The sequence below is a fragment of the Caballeronia sp. genome (assembly GCF_049581465.1).
Classification (GTDB): domain Bacteria; phylum Pseudomonadota; class Gammaproteobacteria; order Burkholderiales; family Burkholderiaceae; genus Caballeronia.
Genome location: NZ_JBAUSA010000172.1, coordinates 1 through 5,706, shown reverse-complemented (window position 1 = coordinate 5,706; position 5,706 = coordinate 1). Strand labels below are relative to the sequence as shown.

The 5,706-nt window shown below is 59.8% G+C and carries 5 protein-coding genes; 1 reads left to right on the top strand and 4 read right to left on the bottom strand.

The window, feature by feature from the left end; genetic code table 11:
* The 4 genes from WCA53_RS04375 to WCA53_RS04360 all read right to left on the bottom strand — a co-directional run.
* Window positions 1-900 (bottom strand): S49 family peptidase (locus WCA53_RS04375; RefSeq protein WP_423905926.1); only part of this gene is annotated, 900 nt, incomplete at its 3' end.
* Window positions 901-939: 39 nt separating this feature from the next.
* On the bottom strand, window positions 940-1,326 hold the full coding sequence (locus tag WCA53_RS04370) for a Rieske (2Fe-2S) protein (RefSeq protein WP_423905922.1): 387 nt from the start codon (window positions 1,324-1,326) through the stop codon (window positions 940-942).
* Window positions 1,323-1,982 (bottom strand): HAD-IA family hydrolase, encoded by a 660-nt coding sequence (locus WCA53_RS04365; RefSeq protein ID WP_423905917.1) that lies wholly within the window; start codon window positions 1,980-1,982, stop codon window positions 1,323-1,325. The genes WCA53_RS04370 and WCA53_RS04365 overlap by 4 nt, the downstream gene beginning before the upstream one ends.
* The gene (locus WCA53_RS04360; protein ID WP_423905914.1) at window positions 1,983-2,987 is read right to left on the bottom strand and encodes an RluA family pseudouridine synthase; all 1,005 of its coding nucleotides are present in this window, start codon (window positions 2,985-2,987) and stop codon (window positions 1,983-1,985) included.
* Window positions 2,988-3,915: 928 nt separating this feature from the next.
* Between WCA53_RS04360 and WCA53_RS04355 the strand changes: the two genes are divergently transcribed.
* Window positions 3,916-5,706: Rne/Rng family ribonuclease (locus WCA53_RS04355; protein WP_423905911.1), on the top strand; the 1,791-nt coding region annotated here is incomplete at its 3' end.

The window sequence follows — 5,706 nt, the reverse complement described above, 5'->3', positions numbered from 1 at the left end:
AATGCTCTCCTTCTGCGTGTAATCGACAATATCAGGCTGCTTGACGATTTCGCGCGCCACATAGTCCGCGTCGCCGAAACCATCGGCAAGACCCAGTTCAACGCTCTTTTCGCCCGTCCAGAATTCGCCCGAGAAAATGTCCGGCGAGTCCTTCAGCCTCTTGCCCCGGCCTTGTTTGACGGCATCGATAAATTGCTGGTGAATCTGATCGAGCATTTCCTGCGCATGAGCGTTCATGCTCGGCGTCTCAGGCGAGAACGGATCAAACGAACCCTTGTTCACACCCGACGTATGCAACCGGCGCTCCACACCCAGCTTGTCCATCAAGCCCGTGAAGCCGAATCCGTCCATCAACACCCCAATCGAGCCGACAATACTCGCCTTGTCGACGTAAATTTTGTCAGCCGCCGCCGCAGCGTAGTAACCGCCGGACGCGCACATGTCATCGACGACGACGTAAAGCGGCTTCGACGGATATTTTCCCCGCAAGCGTGTGATCTCGCGATTGATGATCCCAGCCTGCACCGGACTCCCGCCCGGGCTATTGCAGCGGAGAATCACCGCGGCCGTGCCGTCGTCCTCGAACGCGCTGTCGAGCGCCGCGTTCACGTTGTCCGCGCTGGCGTCACCGCTCGACGAGATCTCTCCGTCGAGTTCCACCAACGCGGTATGCCGTTCGGACTTCAACACCTTGTCGCTGGTAAAGGCGTACACGCCCCAGGCCACTGCCGCGAGCAACGCGAGGAACACAAAGCGGAAAAAGATGCGCCAGCGGCGTGCGGCGCGCTGTTCGGTGATCGCCGCGAGTGCAATGCGTTCGAGCGCCGCGCGCTCCCAGTTGTCGCCAACGGGCATTGAGCGCGCTTTACCTTCGGGATCGGCGGGAAATTGGTCGGACATGCGTCGCCTGGTTGACTGATTAAAAAATGAGCAAGGAAGTCATGCAGGACGAAGATCGCCGTCGGGAAGCCAGAAAACTGCTGGTCCGTCCGGCGTATCCCGCTCTGTCACTTCGATCTTCCGCAAACGCGCGCCGCGACACGGGCCGCCAACACACCTACCCGTGTCCGGCTCGTAAATCGCGCCGTGCGTAGCGCACATCAAGTATAAACCGGAGCTCTCGAAGAACTTCCCTTCCGACCAGTCCAGCTCCATGGGCACGTGGGCGCAGCGGTTCAGATAGCCAAACGGCTTGCCGTCATAGCGGACAAAGAACACGCTCGCTTCACCGCTTTTGTCGGCGGCTTTGCGGCGGATTCCGTCACCGCCGTCAATCAATTCTTCCGATGAACAGATTCGCACCGGCTCACAGGACGTTGCTGTCATGCGTTCTCCCGCAGCCACTGGTCGAGTGCGGCCACGTTTTCGGCCACGAAAATCGGTTCCAGCGCATGCAGCGACTTGGCCGGATGCGCACCATAGGTCACGCCGATGCCCGCCACACCCGCGTTCTTCGCCATTTGCAGATCGTGCGTGGTATCGCCGACCATCACCGTGCGGTTCAGATCCTGACCCAGTTCGCGCGTCAGTTCGTGCAACATGGCCGGATGCGGCTTGGAGAAGGTCTGATCGGCACAGCGAGTGCCATCGAAAAGACTGGTCAGTCGCGACTCGTCCAGCGCCCGATTAAGTCCCACGCGGCTTTTACCGGTCGCGACCGCCAGCAGATAGCCTTCATCGCGAAGGTTTTCAAGCATGGCGCGCACGCCGCCGAAAAGCTCAGTCGTCTCGCCCTTGATCAGATAGTGAAACCGATAGCGCTCAGCGAGCTTGGGGTAGTCGGCCGGGTCCAGGGTGGGCGCGGCGATCTGCAATGCATCCCGCAAGCCGAGCCCAATCACGTAGCTTGCTGCTTCATCGCCGGGAACGGGGAGCCCCAGATCCCGGCACGACGCCTGAATGCTGCGCGTAATGTGCGCGGTGGAATCCATCAAAGTGCCGTCCCAGTCGAACACAATCAGATCGAATTGCTGACGGGCCATTTAAAGTGTCTCTCTAGAAGAATTTTTGAGTTGTTCGATGAAACCCCGGCATTCGACGGGCAACGGCGCTTCCACCTGAAGCGTTTCGCCGGTCCCCGGATGAACGAGTTTTAGCCGGAATGCGTGCAAGAACATGCGCTTGAGCGACGGATTGGCATCGCCACGAGCCAACGCCTTGTTCAGCGCAAAGTCGCCATATTTAGTGTCGCCGGCAATCGGCATGCCGATATGCGCCATATGGACGCGAATCTGGTGCGTGCGGCCCGTTTTCAGCTCAACCTCGACCCACGCGTATTCATCGAAGCGCTCGATAAGATTCAAGACCGTATGCGAGGCGAGCCCGTCATCCTGAACACGAACGCGGCGCTCGCCCTCGGGCGTCAGGAATTTGTGAAGCGGCTCCTTCACGATGCGCCGACGCCCCCAACCTGCCAGCCAATCGCCATGACCGACGGCCTGATAGCGCTTGTCGATCTTGTTCTCGCGCATTTGCTCGTGCAGATTAAGCAGCGCCGAACGCTTCTTCGCGAGCATCAGGACGCCGGAAGTCTCCCGATCCAGCCGATGCACCAGCTCAAGGAATTTCGCTTGCGGGCGCGCATTGCGCAATTGCTCGATCACGCCGAACGCCACGCCGCTGCCGCCATGGACCGCAACGCCGGCCGGTTTGTCGATGACAATCAGATGGTCGTCTTCAAACAGAATGGGAAATTCGGCGGCGGGCGCGTTCGATGAAACCGGCGTTTCATCATGTTGGGCCGTGCGAATGGGCGGCACACGGACCAGATCGCCGAGTTCGAGCCGGTACGCGGCGTCGATACGGCCCTTATTCACGCGCACCTCGCCGCTGCGTAAAATCCGGTAAATGTGACTTTTCGGCACGCCTTTACAGACGCGCAGTAGAAAATTGTCAATGCGCTGGCCCGCCGCATTTTCGTCGATCTCAAGCATCGAGACCTGTTCGCTTGCGACCTTTTTATGGGATGTTTTGCCTAACTCATTCATTCTGAATATAATTTGCCAGCAGTCTGTGAAAAAGCCACCAAGGTGGCCCGAAGTTGTCAGACTGTACAGGTGCAAGCCTTAAACGGTTATTTTACTTGCGCCCAGGGCCAGTTGCTCACCCGGAAAATGGAGTAACGAGTTGCACGCAAGGCGATATCGCACGGCAGGGACGGTGCCCAAAGGCGCGTTCGGTCGAGTCGATCGCCGCACGGTAACGGATATTTGGTAGATCAGAATTTTATCGGCGAGAGACGACGGAGTTCCGGATTTAAATCGGGCTCTATCCGTATTCAGCTCATGTATCAGGCAGGTATCCAGAAGATATCGGGCGGATATTTGGGCTCACGCGGAATATCGTCACTTGGCCGATGCGAAAAAACGATTGTCTGCTGCAAGCTGCGCTGAAACGGGCGAAGCGTGGCAGGCGTCGCAACAAGACGAGACACCCAACGCGGTTTTTCCAAGCGCTTGAAGCGCCCGAGAAACCGCGACGGCGGCCTGTCGTGGCTTTGAACGAGGTTGCTCGGTTGGCTTTGCGCATCGCGCGAAAACCCGCTGCCCGTTCGTGGCCGCAACAGACGCAACCGGCTGCCGCTGGCTGTGCTGCCGGCTCCCCGAGTCGATTGATTGAAGTCGATTAATTGACTCGTGCCGCAGTGCTGTGCCGCTTAAGCCGTCAGCCATCGTTTCACGGCGTGTCGAAGTCTGTTCGCAGGTGCCCAGGGCTTGTCCGCCCGTCGCGACGCGTTTCGTCGCACGCCGGTGGCAAGATCCATTTCAGGCAATTCTCCCCGCCAGATGTCCCGCTCCAGCGTGCTTTGTGACAACACACAATAAAGCGCGGCGTGCCCGCCCTCCTGCTTTACGCGACTGACAACCGCGTGAATTCGCTCGATGGGGGCCAGCAGAGCCGCTCTGGAGCCGTTCAATGAAACGCATGCTGTTTAATGCGACGCAGCAAGAAGAATTGCGCGTCGCCATCGTCGATGGGCAAAAACTCATCGACATCGACATCGAAACCGCCGGGCGCGAACAGCGCAAAGGCAATATCTACAAGGGAGTCGTTACCCGCATCGAGCCGTCGCTCGAAGCCTGTTTCGTCAACTACGGCGAGGACCGCCACGGTTTCCTGCCGTTCAAGGAAGTCGCCCGCCAGTATTTCAAGGACGGCGTCGAGATGCGCTCCGCGCGCATCCAGGACGCATTGCGCGAAGGCCAGGAACTGATCGTTCAGGTCGAGAAGGAAGAACGCGGCAACAAGGGCGCGGCGCTGACCACGTTCATTTCGCTTGCCGGACGCTACCTCGTCCTGATGCCGAATAATCCGCGCGGCGGCGGTGTATCGCGCCGGATTGAAGGCGACGAGCGCCAGGAATTGCGCGAGACCATGGGGCAACTCGAGTTGCCCGAAGGCATGAGCATCATCGCGCGGACGGCGGGGATCGGCCGTTCGGCGGAAGAGCTGCAGTGGGACCTGAACTACCTGATGCAACTGTGGCGCGCGGTGGAAGCGGCGTCGCAGAGCGGTATCGCTGGTAAGCCGATGCTGATTTATCTCGAATCCAGCCTCGTGATTCGCGCGATTCGCGATTACTTCCAGCCGGATATCGGCGAAATTCTCATCGATACCACCGAAATCCATGACCAGGCTAGCGCCTTCATGGACATCGTGATGCCCGACAACCTCTCGAAGGTGAAGCGGTATCACGACGACGTTCCCCTCTTCTCGCGTTTCCAGATCGAACACCAGATCGAAACCGCGTATTCGCGCACGGTGCCGTTGCCCTCGGGCGGCGCGATCGTGATCGATCACACGGAAGCACTGGTGGCAATCGACGTGAACTCGGCCCGCTCGACCAAGGGCGCGGATATCGAGGAAACGGCCACGCGCACGAACCTGGAAGCCGCCGACGAAGTCGCGCGCCAGTTGCGCCTGCGCGACCTTGGCGGCCTGATCGTGATCGATTTCATCGACATGGAATCGGCCAAGAGCCAGCGCGAAGTCGAGCAGCGTCTCAAGGACGCGCTCAAGCACGACCGTGCGCGCGTCCAGATGGGCAAGATTTCGCGCTTCGGCCTGATGGAACTGTCGCGTCAGCGGCTGCGCCCGGCGCTCTCCGAAGGCAGTCATGTGACCTGCCCGCGCTGTAACGGCACGGGCCACATTCGCGACACCGAATCGTCCGCGCTGCAAGTGCTGCGGATCATTCAGGAAGAGGCGATGAAGGAAAACACCGCGGCGATCCATTGCCAGGTGCCGGTCGAAGTGACCGCTTTCCTGCTGAACGAAAAGCGCTCGGAGATTAACAAGATCGAGTCGCGCTTCAAGGTCAACGTCGTGTTGATCCCGAACAAGCACCTCGAAACGCCGCATTACAAGCTGGAACGACTGCGTCACGACGATACGCGTCTCGACGAGCCGCGCGCATCGTGGAAGATGGCCGAGGAAGCGGCGCACGAACTGGAAACCGAATCGGGTTACAGCAAGCGCGTGGAGGATGTGAAGCCGAAGCAGGAGGCCATGGTCAAGGGCATCACGCCGGCTTCTCCTGCGCCTAGCGCGCCGGTGAAGGTCGTGGCTCCGCTGCAGGCTGCACCGGTGGCAGCGTCTGCCGCGTCGTCGGGAGCCGGCGGATTTATCGGCTGGCTGAAGAACCTTTTCGGCGTCAAGCCGGAAGTAGCGCCGGCTCCGGCACCCGTCGTCGCGCCAGCACCGGTA